This window comes from Paraburkholderia sp., from assembly GCF_050742655.1.
Lineage (GTDB): Bacteria > Pseudomonadota > Gammaproteobacteria > Burkholderiales > Burkholderiaceae > Paraburkholderia.
This window is the reverse complement of sequence record NZ_JBOIGG010000019.1, coordinates 25,462-40,588: the sequence shown is the minus strand read 5'-3', so window position 1 is coordinate 40,588 and position 15,127 is coordinate 25,462. Positions and strand designations below refer to the sequence as shown.

Here is a 15,127-nt window from a genome sequence, read left to right as displayed (position 1 = left end):
TAATTTAACTTTCTGTGAGGACTTGGACATCGGCCCGGGCTTACGATGCCGTCATCCACCCAACGGGTTTTCTCAGGAGCCCATCATGCAAGGCCGGAGACTGTTTCTGCTGGCGGGCGGCGCAACCGCCGCCGCACTGTTGACCCTGGTTCGCGGGCGCTTGCCTGGCCTGCCCTGGACCGGCACGGCGAACGCCGCCGAGCCTGCTGCCTCGACCGGCGCCGCAGGCGCGATGAAAGCCGTCGAACATTTCGACGTCGTCCACACCGACGACGAATGGCGTCACCTGCTGACGCCCGTGCAATACGAAATCCTGCGCCGCGAAGGCACCGAGCGGCCGTACACCAGCCCGCTGAACGATGAACATCACGCGGGCACGTTCGCGTGCGCGGGGTGCCGTCTCGACGCGTTCTCGTCGCGCACGAAATTCGACAGCCACACGGGCTGGCCGAGCTTCTGGGCGCCACTCGACCACGCGATCGCGACCCGCGAAGACCGCTCGTTCGGCGTCGTCCGGACCGAAGTGCACTGCAGCCGCTGCGGCGGCCATCTCGGTCACGTGTTCGACGACGGTCCGCGCCCGACCGGCCTGCGCTACTGCATGAACGGCTACGCGATGACCTTCACACCGGCCGCCACCTGACCGCGTCGCTTACCGCATCGCTTACCTCTTTAACCCCGAACGATCATGTTACTCATCGTCCTCGCCTACCTCGGCGGCGTTCTCACGATCCTCAGCCCGTGCATCCTGCCGGTCCTGCCGTTCGTCTTCTCGCGCGCGGACCAGCCGTTCATGCGCAGCAGCCTGCCGCTGCTCGCGGGCATGGCGCTGACCTTCGCGCTGGTCGCGACGCTCGCCGCGGTCGGCGGCGGCTGGGTCACCCAGGCGAACCAGTACGGTCGCTGGCTCGCGATCGTGCTGCTCGCCGTGTTCGGTCTCACGCTGCTGCTGCCGCGCTTCGCCGATCGTCTGATGGGTCCGCTCGTTCGCGTCGGTGGCCGCCTGACCGAATTCGCGCAGGCCGACGGTCAGGTGAGCGCCCGTTCGTCGTTCCTGCTCGGCATCGCGACCGGTCTGCTGTGGGCGCCGTGCGCAGGTCCGATCCTCGGCCTCGTGCTGACGGGTGCGGCACTGCGCGGCGCAAGCGTCGGCACGACGCTGCTGCTTGCCGCGTATGCGGCCGGTGCGGCGACGTCGCTGGCGGTCGCACTGCTGATCGGCGGACGCGTGTTCACCGCGATGAAGCGCTCGCTCGGCGCGGGCGAATGGATACGCCGCGGTATCGGCGCGGCGATGCTGCTCGGGGTCGTCGCGATCTCGCTGGGGCTCGACACCGGCGTGCTGACGCGCCTGTCGACGGTCGCGACCGGTGGCATCGAACAGCGTCTGGTCGATAAACTCTCGCCGAATGCAGGCCCGGCCCACGACACCGCAGCGGCCACGACCACGGACGGCCCGGCAATGCCGGCCGCGGCCGGTGCTGCGCCGACAGAAGGCGCAGCACAAAGTACAGCGGGAAACAACGCAGTCCCCGCGGGCGCCATGATGCGCACCGCCCTGCCCGCGCAGGGCTCCGCACCCGCGCCGCTGCCGGTCGAAGGCGCACTGCCCTCGCTGACCGGCGCAGTGCAGTGGCTCAACTCGCCGCCGCTGACGGCACAGAGTCTGCGCGGCAAGGTCGTGCTGGTCGACTTCTGGACCTACTCGTGCATCAACTGCCTGCGCGCGCTGCCGTATGTGAAGGCGTGGGCGAGCAAGTACCGTGATCAAGGGCTCGTCGTGATCGGCGTGCATGCGCCGGAGTTCGCGTTCGAGCGCAACATCGACAATGTGAAGAAGGCGACCCACGACCTCGGCATCGACTACCCCGTCGCAATCGACAACGGCTACGCGATCTGGCGTGCGTTCGGCAACGAGTACTGGCCCGCGCACTATTTCATCGACGCGCAGGGACGCATCCGCTACCACCACTTCGGCGAAGGCGACTACGCTCATTCGGAGCAGGTGATCCAGCAACTGCTGGCCGAAGCGGGCCACACGGGCGCGGAAGCCGTCTCGACGGGCCTTGGCACCACGGCTGCACAAGGCGTGCAGGCTGCCGCCGACAGCGCCGACATGCAGTCGCCGGAAACCTACATCGGCTACGAGCGCGCGGAGAACTTCGCGTCGCCGGGCGGTGCCGCGGAGAACCGCTCGCATGCGTACACAACGCCCACGCAACCGGCCGTCAACGACTGGGGACTCGTCGGCACATGGAAAGTCGGCTCCGAGCACGCGACGCTCGAACACGCGGACGGCTGCATCGTCTACCGCTTTCATGCGCGCGACCTGCATCTGGTGCTTGGGCCGAATGCCGACGGCAAGCCGGTGCGGTTCCGCGTGAGCATCGATGGCGCGGCACCGGGCACGGCGCACGGCACCGACGTCGCCGCCGACGGCAGCGGCACGATTCACGAGCAGCGGCTGTATCAACTGGTACGACAAACCGGCGACGTCGCCGACCATACGTTCGAGATCAGGTTTCTCGACCCTGGTGTAGAGGCGTACGCGTTCACGTTCGGCTAAACGATACCCGCACGACATACTTTTACGACCCACCCCGCACATCAAGGAGCGGCGATCATGACCCAACCTTTTGTCTCGGCAGCCCAACGCGGGCTGCGCTCTCCCGCGGCACGCATCGCGGCCGCCGTCGCGGTCGCGTTCGGCGCGCTGATGTGGCACGGCGTCGCGCAGTCCGGCGAGGACGTGACGAAGATCCCCGCGCCCACCGTCGACGAAAAGGTCGCCGCGAACCATAGCGAAACCGCGGTGTTCGCGGGCGGCTGCTTCTGGGGCGTGCAGGGCGTGTTCCAGCACGTGCGCGGCGTCACCCAGGTCGCGTCGGGCTATACGGGCGGCGCGGCCGGTACCGCCCAATACGAAACCGTCAGCGAAGGCGACACGGGCCACGCGGAGTCGGTGCGGATCGTCTTCGACCCGACGCAGATCACGTACGGCCATCTGCTGCAGATTTTCTTCTCGGTCGCGCACAACCCGACCGAACTCGACTACCAGGGCCCGGATCACGGCACGCAGTACCGCTCGGCGATCTTCCCGATGGACGCGGATCAACGCCACGTCGCGGAAGCGTACATCGCGCAGCTCAACGCGTCGCACGCCTACTCGCAGCCGCTCGTCACGAGCATCGAAGCGTACAAGGGCTTCTATCCGGCCGAGAACTATCACCAGAACTTCCTCGCGCTGCATCCGGACTATCCGTACATCGCGATCAACGATATGCCGAAGGTCGGCTCGCTGAAGAAGATGTTCCCGAACGTGTATCGCGATCAGCCGGTGCTGCTGAAGGTCTCGGGCACGTAAGGCACCGCATGGCGCCGCACGCGTTTGTGTGTGCGGGCGCCGTGCATTTTCCCGATTAAACGTCCGCAACAATCTGCTCAAACGGTGGCATCGATGTAATAATCACGGCTCTCCTTCGTCCGATCCGTCACCGCGCTGTCCATGCTGCTTGCTCCGAAGGCTTTCATCGCCCCCATGATCGTCGCGTGCGCGATGTTCATGGAGAGCGTGGACGCCAACGTGATCGTCACCGCGCTGCCCGCGATGGCGCGCGCCTTCGGTCACGATCCGGTCACCCTGAAAATCGCGGTGACGAGCTACGTGCTGGGCCTGGGCGTCTTCATTCCGGTGTGCGGCTGGCTCGCCGACCGCTTCGGCGCGCGCACCGTGTTCCGCACCGCGATCGGCATCTTCATTGCCGGCTCGCTGCTGTGCGCCGCGTCCACTTCGCTGCTCACGTTCACGTTCGCGCGCTTCGTGCAGGGCGTCGGCGGCGCGATGATGGTGCCGGTCGGGCGGATCATCATCTTCCGTGTGGTCGATCGCTCGGACTTCATCCGCGCGATGAACTACCTGAGCGTGCCCGCGATGCTCGGCCCCGCAGCCGGGCCGCTGCTCGGCGGCTTCATCACGACCTATCTGCACTGGCGGCTGATCTTCTTCATCAACATCCCGATCGGCATCCTCGGCATCTACCTGACCAACAAGCACATCAAGAACACGCGCGAGCCGCATCCCGGTCCGCTCGACTGGCTCGGCTTCGTGCTGTCCGCGGGCGGCGCGTCGCTGTTCCTGCTCGGACTGTCGCTCGTCGACGGCGATCTGGTGTCGGTCGGCACGGCGGTCACGATGACCGTCGTCGGCCTCGCGATGCTCGGCATCTATGTGCTGTACGCATGGCGCGCGCCGCGTCCGCTGCTCGATCTGCGCTTCTTCCGCGTGCCGACCTTCCAGGCGAGCGTGCTCGGCGGCTCGCTGTTCCGCATCGGCCTCGGCGCGGTGCCATTCCTGCTGCCGCTCGTGCTGCAGGAAGGCCACGGGATGACTGCGTTCAAGTCCGGGCTGATCACGTGTGCGTCGGCGTTCGGTGGCATCTTCATGCGCACGATGTCCGTCACCGCGCTGCGCCGCTTCGGCTTTCGCAAGGTACTGATCTACAACGCGATGTTCTCCGGCATCGCGATCGCCGCGTGCGGCGCGTTCTTCCCCGGCACGCCGGTGTGGGTCATCTGGTTCGTCGTGCTGCTCGGCGGCTTCTTCCCCGCGCTGCAGTTCACGAGCCTGAACTCGATGACCTACGCGCAGATCGAAAGCCGCGACATCGGCCGCGCGACGAGCCTCGGCAGCGTCGTGCAGCAGATCTCGCTCGGCCTCGGCGTGACCATCGCCGGCATCGTGCTGGAGATCACACGCTCGTTGCACGGGCACCCCACCCTCACCTGGTCGGATTTCTGGCCAGCGTTCATCGTGGTCGGACTGTGTTCGTTCGCGTCGGTGCCGATCACGCGCCGCCTCGCCCACGACGCGGGCGACGAGATCGCGCGCGGCAAGCGCGTCGATACGGCCACCGAGACCGCCAACCCAGCCGCTGGACACTGACGCGCCTACGTCAACGCCCTCGCCGCAAACATGCAAGCCCGATATGTTTATCGGAATTTAATATTTAAGGTTTGCATGGCCCGGCGTTAACCTGCGAGGCAGTCGGCAGGTGCCCGGGCGCGTTCTCTTGCTGTTGTGCGCGTCGTCGTGTGCGACAGGCTCCACGCGGGATCCGCGGCACGCTGCCCTTGCCCATCCGCGCGATGCCCACCGGGTGTCGCCGCCCTCGAGGAGTCAGCGTGAGCGTCGAAATCATCGGCATGATCCAGCCGCAGAAGGTCTCGGAAACGCATCTGCCGCAAGGCCCCGCGATCGACATCGACTACCTGCGCGCGTTTGCGCAGGCGCACGAACAGGCGGGCTTCGACCGCATCCTCGTGCCGTATCACTCGACGAGCCCCGACGCGATGCTGACGGTCGCCTACGCGGCGAGCGTCACGAGTCACATCCATTTCATGCTCGCGCACCGGCCGGGCTTTGTCGCGCCGACGCTCGCCGCACGCCAGCTCGCGACGCTCGACCAGTTGTCCGGCGGCCGTCTCGCGGTGCACTTCATCTCCGGCGGCAGCGATACCGAGCAGCGCCGCGACGGCGACTTCCTCGCCCACGACGAACGCTACGCGCGCACCGACGAATACCTGCAGATCCTGCGCCGCGTGTGGACCGAGACCGCACCGTTCGATCACGAGGGCCGCTACTACCGCTTCGAGCAGGCGTTCTCCGAGGTCAAGCCGGCGCAGAAGCCGCACGTGCCGATCTATTTCGGCGGCGCATCGGCGCCCGCGCTCGAAGTCGCCGGCAAGCACGCGGATGTCTACGCGCTGTGGGGCGAATCGAAACAGCAGGTGCACGAGCAGGTCACGCGCGTGCGCGCCGAGGCGGCGAAGCACGGCCGCAACGTGCGCTTCTCAGTGTCGTTCCGGCCGATTCTCGCCGCGACCGAGGCCGCCGCGTGGGAGCGTGCCGAAACGGTCCTCGCGGAAACCCGGCGGCTGCGCGCCGGACAGGGGCTCGGTACCGGCGGCCCACTGCAGAGCGAAGGCGCGCGCCGGCTGCTCGCCGCGGCCGGCGACGGTGTGCGCGCCGACGATCGGCTGTGGACCGCGGTCGCGAAGGAGATCGGCGGCCGGTCGAATTCGACGGCGCTCGTCGGTACGCCCGCGCAGGTCGCTCAGACGCTGGCCGAGTATCATGAACTCGGTGTGACGACGTTCCTGATCCGCGGCTTCGACCCGCTCGACGATGCACTCGACTACGGACGCGAACTGATTCCCGCCGTGCGCGAGCTGACGTCGCGCGTGCGCCACGCCGCGTGAACCCATCACTGAAGCCACCGAATCAGGACACTCCACGATGAGCACCGTACTCCCCGCCACGCCGGCGTCCGTCGCCGGTCCGACCGTCGCGCGGCACGACACGCCCGTGCGCAAATTCTGGTTCGACGACGTGCCGCCCGCGCCGACGCTGGCCGCCGAACGCCGCCATCGGCAGGAGCGGCTCGCCGGCGCGTTCCGGCTGTTCGCGCGCTTCGGCTTCGCGCAGGGACTCGCCGGTCACATCACCGCGCGCGATCCCGAATGGACCGATCACTTCTGGGTGAATCCGCTCGGCCGGCATTTCGGGCGGATCCGCGTGTCGGACCTGCTGCTCGTGAACAGCCGCGGCGAGATCGTCGTCGGCGAGGGGCCGGTGAACCAGGCCGCGTTCGCGATTCACGCGGCGATTCACGAGGCACGTCCCGACGTTGTCGCCGCTGCGCACACGCATTCGCTGTACGGCAAGGCATGGTCGACGCTCGGCCGCACGCTCGATCCGCTCACACAGGACGCGTGCTCGTTCTATGAGGATCATGCGCTGTTCGACGACTTCCGCGGCGTCGTGCTCGACACGGCGGAAGGCGCGCGCATCGCGACTGCGCTCGGCAAATACAAGGCCGTGATCCTGAAGAATCACGGGATCCTCACGGCGGGTCCGACCGTCGAGGCCGCCGCGTGGTGGTACATCGCGCTCGAGAACGCGTGCCACACGCAACTGCTCGCCGAAGCGGCCGGCACGCCGCAGCGCATTCCGCACGACATGGCCGCGCTCACGCACGAGCGAGTCGGCCGGCCGGGCGGTGCGCTGTACTCGTTCGAGAGCCTGTACGAAGGGCTCGTCGAAGACGAACCGGAGCTGCTCGACTGATGGCGCTCTATCGTTTGCGCCGCTTCGTCGGCGAAATCGCGGAGCTGGTCGACACCGCGCCCAACGAAGCGGATCTGATCGCACGAGGCTCCGATGCGCTGCGCCGTCTCGTCGCCGTCGACGACTGGCTGCCGGATGCGTACGCGCAACCAGCGCCTGAGCGTTATCAGCAGTTCCTGCTATATGCCGACGCGCGCGAGCGCTTTTCGGTCGTGAGCTTCGTGTGGGGGCCGGGCCAGCGCACACCGATTCACGATCACACCGTGTGGGGTTTGATCGGCGTGCTGCGCGGCGCCGAACGTGCGGTGTCGTACCGGCGCGACGCCGACGGCACACTGCACGAGCACGGCGACGAAATCACCCTCGAGCGCGGTACGGTCGATGCGGTGTCGCCGACGATCGGCGACATTCATCGCGTGAGCAACGCCTACGACGACCGCGTGTCGATCAGCATTCACGTGTACGGCGCGAACATCGGCGCGGTGCATCGGTCGGTGTATCCGCTCGACGCGCCGCCGAAGCCGTTCGTGTCCGGCTATTCGAACGACACGCTTCCCAACCTGTGGAATCTCGGCAAGGACTCCGTCGAATCATGAGCGACTTTCCGCTACGCACGTTTGAAGACGTGCGCGAAACCCTGCTCGCGAAACGCGAGATCGCCCTGCTCGACGTGCGCGAAGAAGACCCGCACGCGCAGAGTCATCCGCTGTTCGCGGCGAACCTGCCGCTCGCGAAACTCGAACTCGACGCATGGACGAAGCTGCCGCGCCGCAGTGTGCCGATCGTGCTGCTCGACGCAGGCGAAGGCGCTGCGCTGCGCGCCGCGTACAAGCTGAAGGCGCTCGGCTACACGCAGATCGCGCTGCTCGCGGGCGGACTCGATGGCTGGATTCACGCGGGCGGCGAGACGTTTCGCGACGTCAACGTGCCGAGCAAGGCGTTCGGCGAATTCGTCGAAGCGCAGCGGCATACGCCGTCGCTATCAGCGGAGACCGTCGAGGCACTGCTGAAGAGCGGCGACGATGTCGTCGTGCTCGACGCGCGCCGCTACGACGAATACCAGACGATGAACATCCCCGGCAGCATCAGCGTGCCAGGTGCGGAACTCGTGCTGCGTGCCCGCGCGCTCGCGCCGAACCCGGCGACGCGCGTGATCGTCAACTGTGCGGGCCGCACGCGCAGCATCATCGGCACGCAGTCGCTCGTCAACGCGGGGCTACCGAATCCGGTCGCCGCGCTGCGTAACGGGACGATCGGCTGGACGCTCGCCGGGCAGACGCTCGAACAAGGCAGCGCGCGCCGCTTCGACCCGCAGGCGGGTCTTGCGACGCAGGACCTCGCGGCGTCGCGACGTGCAGCTCGTGCGCTCGCGGATCGCGCGGGTGTGCATCGCGCGTCGCTCGCCGAAGCAGCCGCATGGGCCGACGACGCTTCGCGCACCACGTATCGCTTCGACGTGCGCACGCCGGCCGAATACGAGCACGCGCATGCACCCGGTTTTCAGGGTGCGCCGGGCGGACAGCTGGTGCAGGAAACCGAGATGTTCGCGCCGGTGCGCGGTGCACGTGTCGTGCTATTCGACGACGACGGTGTGCGCGCGAACATGACCGCGTCGTGGCTCGCACAGATGAACGTCGACGCTTACGTGATCGACGATGCGGACCCGGCCGCGCTCACCGCGCAGGGTCCATGGCGCGGTCCGAAACCGCAGCCCGCTGCGAGCGATACCGTGTCGCCGCAGACGCTGGCCGCGTGGCTCGAGGATGGATCGACGACGACCGTCGTGCTCGATTTCACCGCGAGCGCAAATCACGTGAAGGCGCATATTCCGGGCGCATGGTGGACGCTGCGCTCGCGGCTCTCGGGCGACGCCGACGATCTGCGTGCGCTGCCCGATGCAAAGCGCTACGTGGTCACGTGCGCGACCAGCGCGCTCGCGCCGTTCGCCGCGCCGGAAGTCGCGGCGCTGACCGGCAAGCCGGTGTATCTGCTGGAAGGCGGCACGTCGGCGTGGATTCAGGCGGGGCTACCCGTCGAGACCGGCGACGCGCGGCTCGCGTCGCCGCGCATCGATCGTTATCGCCGGCCGTACGAAGGCACCGACAGCGCACGCGAAGCGATGAACGCGTACCTCGAATGGGAGTACGGTCTCGTCGCGCAACTCGAGCGCGATGGTACGCATGGGTTCTTCGTCGTGTAGCCGTCTAGCGACGGCTGTGGTCAACGCCGCCGCGCGAAGACCGCACGTCAAGCCGCGCGCGCGATGCGCGCCGCCTTGAAACGCTGCTCGATACTCGCCGACAACACCGCGAGCGCCGATTCCAGTTTGCCGAGCGTGCGCGAACGCACCATCCACACCGCGATCTCGGGTTTGAAGTCGCTGAGCGCAATCACGTCGAGTTGCGCCGCATGCGGGCTCGCTTGCAGAAGCGGTAGCGGCACGAGACCGAGCCCCACGCCCTCGGCGACAAGCCCTAGCTGAAGCTCTGTACCAAAGGTTTCCAGATTCAGTTTCAACGTGAGGCCCTGGCTCGCGAGCGCGTGTTGCAGCCCAGCGCGAAAACCGCAGCCGTCCGGGTTCAGCACCCAGCCGTACGCCTCGCACTCGGCGAGCGTATGCGGGCGCCGCTTCATGCTGCCTTTGCTCGCGATCACCGCGAGCTTCAGCGAGCCGAGCGATTCGGCCTGCAATCCCTCGGGAAAATTGCGGTTCGCGGGCAGCAGCGTAACGGCTGCATCGAGCGCGCCGCCTTCGAGTTTCTGCAATAGCTGCGCGCCCCAACCGATGGACACGCGTGCCTGCAAATCAGGATGCGCGAGCTTCAGTTCGCGCAGCGCATCGAGCAGCGCGACGTCGGCCACCGTCTGCGCGACGCCGATACGCAGCACGCCCGCGAGCGGCGCATCGCCAGCGACGAGTTCACGCAGTACATCGAGTTCGCGCACGATCGCGCGGCATTGCTCGTAGACGACGAGACCCATCGGCGTCGGCTTCAACGGCTTCGTGTTGCGGTCGAGCAGCAGGACGCCGAGCGCCTCCTCGAAATTCTGCAGGCGCCGCGTGACGGCGGGCTGCGTCAGATCAAGCGACTCGGCCGCCTGGTTCAGCGACTGGCAACGGACGACGGCGACGAACGCCTCGATGTCATCGAGCTTCATAAAGCGGATTCTCTGAAAAGGTCTGGCTGGGTGCGTGGGTTTTCAAGGTTAACAACGTCGCCCATCACGCACGATTCGACCGAGCGTATCGCACCGGTAGCGAATCCGTCCAGCGATGCACGGCCTGAAGATGCATTTCTCTCTCGCATATTTGCATAGAAGAACAATGCGTTTGCCTTATAACCGGCGCGTGCGTATCGTGATTTTCCCGGGGGTTCTTAATGCGTCTTCGACGCGTTCCCCGTGGACTACCCAGGCCATTCCTTCGTTCATCCGTGTCTGCCACCATGCGCTTTCCGTTCGCTTCGTTTTCGCTGTCTACCGCGTTCTTTTCGTCGCTGCTCGCGGGCGCGCTGTTCGCGTTGGTACCGGCTGCCTCATCTGCCGCGGACATCACGCTGAAAGTGGGCGACCAGCAGTTGCAAACGCGCGGCATCCTCGAAGCGTCCGGCCAGTTGAAGGACGTGCCGTACAAGATCGAGTGGTACAACTTTCCCGCCGCACAGCCGCTCGGCGAGGCGCTCAATGCCGGCGCGATCGACATCGGCGGGCTCGGCGATGCGCCGCTGATCTTCGCGTATGCGGCCGGTGCGCGTGTGCGCGCGGTCGCGGCAACGCGTTCGCATCCCGTCGATCTCGCGATCGTCGTGCCGGAAAACTCGCCGATCCATAGCGCAGCCGATCTCAAAGGCAAACGCATCGCGACGACGCGCGGCTCGATTGGCCACTACCTCGCGATCGCGACGCTCGAACGTGCGGGCATCAAGCTCTCCGACGTATCGCTGCGCTTCATGCAGCCGGCCGATGCAAAGGCCGCGCTCGCAACGGGCAACGTCGATGCATGGTCGACGTGGGATCCGTACGTCGCACTCGCCGAACTGCGCGATCACAACCGCAGCATCGCGAACGGCGTCGGCGTGTCGTCGGGGCTGAGCTTCCAGGCCGCCACTGACGACTCGATCAAGACTCATCGCACGCAGATCGACGACTTCCTGCGCCGCGTCGCGGCCGGTCAGCGCTGGGCGCTCGCGCATCCGGACGAAGTCGCCGCGATGCAGTCGCGCGTGACCGGCCTGCCGACCGACGTGCTGAAAACCGTCTATCAGCGCGCGCAACTGCATCCGGTTGCAATCGACGACGGCGTGGTCGCCGAGCAGCAGAAAACCGCCGACCTGTACCTGCGCGCCGACGTGATCAAGTCGAAGCTGGACGTAACGCCGAGCTTCGACCGGCAGTTCGGTTTCAGCGAGCACTGACCTTCGCCACGAGTTAGCCACGATGCCCGCCTACGTCCCGGAGCCCCGATGACCATCCGCCATCCCGATACCGCGCGCTTCGACGTGCAGCCGGACGATGCCGCACGCACTGCGCTAGCGGATCTCGACAGCGCCGCAGCGGACGCATGGCTCGCCGAGCTCAGCGAGACCTTCGCCGCGGGCGCCGCGGAACTCGATCGCGGTGGACTCTTTCCGCACGACAATCTCGCGCGGCTGCACGCGGCGGGGTTGCTTGCGCTGACCGTGCCGCGCGCGCTCGGCGGTCACGAGGCGACGCTCGCGCAGACGCTAAAGGTGATTCGCACGGTCGCACGCGGCGAGCCGTCCACGGCGCTGATTCTCGTGATGCAGTGCCTGTATCACCTGCGCCTGCAGGCCAATCCGAGCTGGCCGCGTGAACTGAAGACCCGCATCGCGCGCGACGCGGTCGAGCACGGTGCGCTGATCAACTCGCTGCGCGTCGAACCCGAACTCGGATCGCCATCGCGAGGCGGTCTACCAGCAACCGTCGGTCGCGAGAACGGCGACCACTGGGTACTGAACGGCCGCAAGATCTATTCGACCGGCAGTCCGGGGCTCACGTGGTTCGCGGTGTGGGGGCGCACCGATGAAGCCTCGCCGCGCGTCGGTACCTGGCTCGTGCATCGCGATTCGCCGGGCATCCGCTTCGGCGAGCCGTGGAATCATCTCGGCATGCGCGCGACCGGCAGTCACGAAGTGATCTTCGAGAACGTGCGCGTGCCGCTCGAACGGGCCGTCGATCTGCAGCCGCCCGGCGCGACGAGCGGTCTCGATCCGCTCACCGCGCTCTGGATGAGCGTGCTGCTGCCGTCGATCTACGACGGCGTCGCGCGCGCCGCACGCGACTGGTTCGCGCAATGGGCGGCCGGCCGTGTGCCGTCGGGACTCGGTGCGCCGCTGTCGAGTCTCGACGGTTTCCAGCAGACGCTCGGCCGCATCGATACGCTGCTCTTCAACAACCGCGTGCTGCTCGATGCAGGCGCACGCGGCGACGTCGCGCTCGCCGATGCGCCGACGGTCAAGTACCTCGTCAGCCGGCACGCGATCGAAGCGGTCGAACTCGCGCTCGAAGCGAGCAGCAATCCAGGGCTGAGCCGCAACAATCCGCTCGAGCGCCACTATCGCGACGTGCTGTGCGCGCGTATCCATACACCGCAGAACGATACCGTGCTCGGCGCGCTTGGGCGTGCGGGCTTCGCCGCGGCGCATTGACTGCGGCGTCAATTAACACAACAGGAGCTTCCCGATGAGCGTCGAATTCATTGGCTACGTGAGCCACCAGGAGTCGAGCGAGATCCATCTGCCGCAAGGGCCGGTGGTGAATCCACCGTACATCGCGGCCGTCGCGCAGGCGCACGAATATGGCGGTTTCGATCGCGTGCTGATCGCGCATTCGAGCGGATCACCCGACGGCTTCCAGATTGCGTCGTTCGTCGCGCAGCAGACGAAGCGTCTCGGCATCCTGCTCGCGCATCGTCCGGGCTTCGTCGCGCCGACGCTTGCCGCGCGCCAGCTCGCGACGCTCGATCAATTCAGCGCGGGCCGCGCGGCGGTGCACATCATCTCCGGCGGCGACGACGTCGAGCAGCAGCGTGACGGCGACTTCCTCACGCACGACGAACGCTACCGGCGTACCGACGAATATCTCGACGTCGTCAAGCGCGCGTGGACCAGCGACGTCCCGTTCGATCACGAGGGCACGTATTACCGCGTGAAGGGTCATCGCTCGCAGGTGCGGCCGGTGCAGCAGCCGCATCTGCCGGTGTATTTCGGCGGCTCGTCGGATGCGGCGATCGCGGTCGCCGGCAAGCACGCGGACGTGTATGCACTGTGGGGCGAATCGCTCGCGCAGGTCGCAGAGACGATCGCTCGCGTGCGTGCCGCGGCTGCGCCGTATGGCCGCGCGGAACAGATTCGCTTCAGCCTGTCGTTGCGGCCCATCGTCGCGCCGACCGAGGACGCCGCGTGGGCGCGCGCCGAATCGATCCTCGAACGCGCACAGGACGTCGTCGCCCGTTCGCCGAATTTCACGCGACGCCCGAAAGATCCGCAGAACGTCGGTTCGCAGCGCCTGCTCGCTGAAGCCGCGAAAGGCACGGTGGTCGACACGCGGCTGTGGACCGGCATCGCGGCGCTGACGCGCGCGGCCGGCAATTCGACGGCGCTCGTCGGCACGCCGCGTCAGGTTGCCGATGCGCTGCTCGAATATCGCAAGATCGGTGTGTCGACGTTCCTGATTCGCGGGTTCGATCCGCTGGAAGACGCGCTCGCGTATGGCCGCGATCTGCTGCCGCTCGTGCGCGCGGCCGTCGCTGCGGAAGAGGCGCAGTATGAACCGCGCGAAGTGGCTGCGGCCTGAGTCAATTCCGCATCCAGACAAAACGCGGCCGGGTCACTCCAGGCCGCGTTCAACATCGATACAGCAGCAAAAGCGGTTAGCGCATCACGCCAGTACGTCCGAAAACACACGCATCGAGAAGCGGTTCGAATCCGTGCCACTGTTCAGCACGCCGACCGTTTTCAGATCATCCGCATACAGCGCGATCTCCTTCCTGAACGCATCGCCCACCGGATGATGATGGTCGGTGTGACTCTTCAGCATCGCGGTGAGCTGGCCGATGTCGGCGGACGGCGCATGCTCGGAGAAAATCGCCGCGGCCTGGGCCGGATTGTTCGCGGTCCATTCGGTCGCGTCGAGCAGCGCCTGCGTCAGGGCCTGCGCGGTCGCGCGATCCTTGCGCACCAGTGTCCCGCGCACGCCGAGCACGCAGCACACGCGGTTCTCGTATCCGCCGCACAGGTTGTTCGATACTTCGTAAAGATGGTCGGATTCGCGCAGCGTCCAGATGGTCGGATCGCCGTCGGCGATCGCGTGCACCTCGCCTTTCTTCAGCGCCTCGCCGAGCAGGTTGGCCGGGTACTGGCGCCAGTGCACGTCGTTGTCCGGATCGACGCCGATTTTCTTCAGCGTAATCGCGAAGAAATTCTTCGTCGGGCTCGCCATATCGCTGACGCCGACCGTGCGGCCCTTCAGTCCGGCGAGATCGACGATGCCGGACGTGCGTGTCGCGAGCAACCGCATGCAGCCGCCATGAATGCCCGCGGTGAGCTTCACGTCGAAACCCTGTTCGAGCGGCTTGATCCAGCGCAGCGCCATGCCGATGCCCGCATCCGATTTTCCGGTCGCGATCGCTTCGAGCAACTGGTCGGTGGAGCCCGCGAAATTGACGAGTTCGACGTCCAGGCCGTGGCGCTTGAAGAACCCCTGCTTCACTGCGACCGGCACCGGCGCGGTACAGATCGCGCCCGCGTTCCACGACAGCTTCAGCGGCTTCAACGCATCGTCGGCGTACGCGAGCGGTCCCGACAGCGTGAGCGATGCGCCACCCAGCGCGGCTGCGCCCGCGCTCCATGCGGTCCTGCGCAGCCACGCGCGGCGTGCTGGACTGGTGGGCGCCGCGAAGTCGCAGCGATCGGTCGTGTCGAAAGGGTTCATCGTGTGGGGGCTCCGGTTGGCGTGGTGGTCAATGTTGTTGAGTTCGTG

General features: G+C 66.8%; 13 protein-coding genes. 11 read left to right on the top strand and 2 right to left on the bottom strand.

Annotated elements, in window-relative coordinates; translation table 11 throughout:
* The first annotated feature begins 85 nt into the window (after positions 1–85).
* The 8 genes from msrB to ACREXZ_RS24135 all read left to right on the top strand — a co-directional run bounded on the left by msrB (position 86) and on the right by ACREXZ_RS24135 (position 9,326).
* Positions 86–643 carry a peptide-methionine (R)-S-oxide reductase MsrB gene (gene msrB / locus ACREXZ_RS24170; RefSeq protein ID WP_431766644.1) on the top strand — a complete coding sequence of 186 codons (558 nt, stop codon included), beginning with the start codon at positions 86–88 and terminating at the stop codon, positions 641–643.
* A 45-nt stretch (positions 644–688) separates the two neighbouring features.
* On the top strand, positions 689–2,566 hold the full coding sequence (locus tag ACREXZ_RS24165; RefSeq protein ID WP_431766643.1) for a cytochrome c biogenesis protein DipZ: 1,878 nt from the start codon (positions 689–691) through the stop codon (positions 2,564–2,566).
* Between the two features lie 57 nt (positions 2,567–2,623).
* Positions 2,624–3,364, top strand: coding sequence for a peptide-methionine (S)-S-oxide reductase MsrA (gene msrA, locus ACREXZ_RS24160; RefSeq protein WP_431766642.1), 741 nt, complete (start codon positions 2,624–2,626; stop codon positions 3,362–3,364).
* Between the two features lie 141 nt (positions 3,365–3,505).
* Entirely contained in the window at positions 3,506–4,942 is a 1,437-nt protein-coding gene (locus ACREXZ_RS24155) for an MFS transporter (RefSeq protein ID WP_431766641.1), read from the top strand.
* A 239-nt stretch (positions 4,943–5,181) separates the two neighbouring features.
* Entirely contained in the window at positions 5,182–6,258 is a 1,077-nt protein-coding gene (locus ACREXZ_RS24150; protein ID WP_431766640.1) for an LLM class flavin-dependent oxidoreductase, read from the top strand.
* 37 nt (positions 6,259–6,295) lie between these two features.
* On the top strand, positions 6,296–7,126 hold the full coding sequence (locus ACREXZ_RS24145) for a class II aldolase/adducin family protein (protein ID WP_431766639.1): 831 nt from the start codon (positions 6,296–6,298) through the stop codon (positions 7,124–7,126).
* Positions 7,126–7,722: a cysteine dioxygenase gene (locus ACREXZ_RS24140; RefSeq protein WP_431766638.1), complete on the top strand. Its 597-nt coding sequence runs from the start codon at positions 7,126–7,128 to the stop codon at positions 7,720–7,722. The genes ACREXZ_RS24145 and ACREXZ_RS24140 overlap by 1 nt, the downstream gene beginning before the upstream one ends.
* The gene (locus ACREXZ_RS24135; RefSeq protein WP_431766637.1) at positions 7,719–9,326 is read left to right on the top strand and encodes a rhodanese homology domain-containing protein; all 1,608 of its coding nucleotides are present in this window, start codon (positions 7,719–7,721) and stop codon (positions 9,324–9,326) included. Before ACREXZ_RS24140 ends, ACREXZ_RS24135 begins: the two co-directional genes overlap by 4 nt.
* A 47-nt stretch (positions 9,327–9,373) precedes the next feature.
* Here ACREXZ_RS24135 and ACREXZ_RS24130 read toward each other — a convergent pair whose 3' ends face one another.
* Complete coding sequence (locus tag ACREXZ_RS24130) at positions 9,374–10,285, bottom strand: LysR family transcriptional regulator (RefSeq protein WP_431766636.1); 912 nt, start codon at positions 10,283–10,285, stop codon at positions 9,374–9,376.
* A gap of 287 nt (positions 10,286–10,572) precedes the next feature.
* Between ACREXZ_RS24130 and ACREXZ_RS24125 the strand changes: the two genes are divergently transcribed.
* From ACREXZ_RS24125 to ACREXZ_RS24115, 3 genes are read left to right on the top strand one after another with little or no spacing between them, the layout of a single operon-like run.
* Positions 10,573–11,541 (top strand): ABC transporter substrate-binding protein, encoded by a 969-nt coding sequence (locus tag ACREXZ_RS24125; protein WP_431766725.1) that lies wholly within the window; start codon positions 10,573–10,575, stop codon positions 11,539–11,541.
* 48 nt (positions 11,542–11,589) lie between these two features.
* Entirely contained in the window at positions 11,590–12,795 is a 1,206-nt protein-coding gene (locus tag ACREXZ_RS24120; RefSeq protein ID WP_431766635.1) for an acyl-CoA dehydrogenase family protein, read from the top strand.
* Between the two features lie 34 nt (positions 12,796–12,829).
* Positions 12,830–13,942: an LLM class flavin-dependent oxidoreductase gene (locus ACREXZ_RS24115; RefSeq protein ID WP_431766634.1), complete on the top strand. Its 1,113-nt coding sequence runs from the start codon at positions 12,830–12,832 to the stop codon at positions 13,940–13,942.
* 84 nt (positions 13,943–14,026) lie between these two features.
* Here ACREXZ_RS24115 and ACREXZ_RS24110 read toward each other — a convergent pair whose 3' ends face one another.
* Positions 14,027–15,079 (bottom strand): ABC transporter substrate-binding protein, encoded by a 1,053-nt coding sequence (locus tag ACREXZ_RS24110; protein ID WP_431766633.1) that lies wholly within the window; start codon positions 15,077–15,079, stop codon positions 14,027–14,029.
* Positions 15,080–15,127 lie beyond the last annotated feature (48 nt).